The 1,239-nt window shown below is 69.9% G+C and carries 1 protein-coding gene; it reads right to left on the bottom strand.

Annotated features, from left to right (window positions below; translation table 11 throughout):
* Positions 1–40: 40 nt before the first annotated feature.
* Positions 41–1,239: pectate lyase (locus ACFOWE_RS13765; protein WP_377287685.1), on the bottom strand; the 1,199-nt coding region annotated here is incomplete at its 5' end.

Genomic DNA, 1,239 nt, shown 5'->3' with positions numbered 1-1,239 from the left:
GGCTCCGGCGGACGCGGACCGCCGGCACCTTCGAGAAGGACTACTTGTAGGTGATGCTGGAGGTGGAGTAGATGCAGCTCACACCGTCGGCACCACTGCCGATCTTGCTCGGCTCACCCTTGGTGACGCCCTTGTAGCGGTCGCAGATCGAGATCTTCTTCTTGGAGTCGCCGCTGATCGTGATCCCGGACAGCTTCGCGGTGTCACCGTAGTTGGAGTTGATGCCCACCAGGGACGAGCCCGGAGCGGTCACGTGCACGTTGGAGACGACGACGTGGCGCGCGTACTGCTTGGAGCAGTTGCCGCAGGAGCGGTAGAGCTTGCCGAACTCGGTGATCTGGAAGTTCTTGATCACGAAGGTGCCGGGACCGTTGTGCTGGAAGGTCTTGTCGGAGGCCTTCCGGGCGCCGCCGCCGTCGACGGTCATGGTCTGGGAGGCGGAGGTGCCCTTGAAGGTGGCGGCGTCCTCGCCGACGTCCTCCCACCAGACGTTCTTGAGCGTGCAGGTGCCGGAGCAGTGCACGCCGTCGGCGGCCGGCGAACCGATGATCACGTTCTGCAGGACGGCGCCGTCGGCCAGCTTGAAGAGCGGGTCCTGGCCCTCGTCCTGGCCGTCGCCGCCCAGCGCGCCGGAGCCGTAGAAGCGCTTCAGACCGCCGTCGTAGGGGGCCCCGGCCTTGACCTCGATGGTGGCGGTGACGGGCTGGCCGCCCTTGGCCGTGGGCCACGCGGCCGGCGCGCCCGGAGCCGTGGTGGCCGTCGGGGTCGGGACCGGGGTGGCGGTCGGCTTGACCGTGGCGGTCGGGCCGGGCGCGGGAGCCGAGCCGGCGGCCTTCAGCGTCCAGCGCTTGGAGGCGGCCGTGTCGCAGGAGTTCTGCTTGACGGCGGCGCCGGAGGCGGTGGACGCCGTGTTGAGGCACTTGGCGCTGCCGGCGTTGACGACGCGGTAGACCGAGCCGCTGACCGCCTCGAGCTTCCACGCCTGGAAGGAGTTCGCCGAGCAGGTCTGCTGGACGACCGCCTTGCCCGCGGAGGTGCTGTCGCCGGAGATCCCGGCGCACTTGCCGCTGTGCGCGGCGGTCAGGCTCTGGCCGCCGGAGACGTTCGCCAGCTTCCAGGTCTGGTTGGCGCCGCCGTTGCAGGCGTACTGCACGAGGGCCGCGCCGTCGGCGGTGCTCTTGGCGTTGACGTCCAGGCACAGGCCGCTGGCCTCGTTCACCAGGACATACGAGCCGGCGG

Source organism: Planomonospora corallina, from assembly GCF_042650625.1.
Taxonomy (GTDB): Bacteria; Actinomycetota; Actinomycetes; order Streptosporangiales; family Streptosporangiaceae; genus Planomonospora_B; species Planomonospora_B corallina.
The sequence above is the reverse complement of the archived record's forward strand: the minus strand, read 5'-3'. Positions and strand labels throughout refer to the sequence as shown.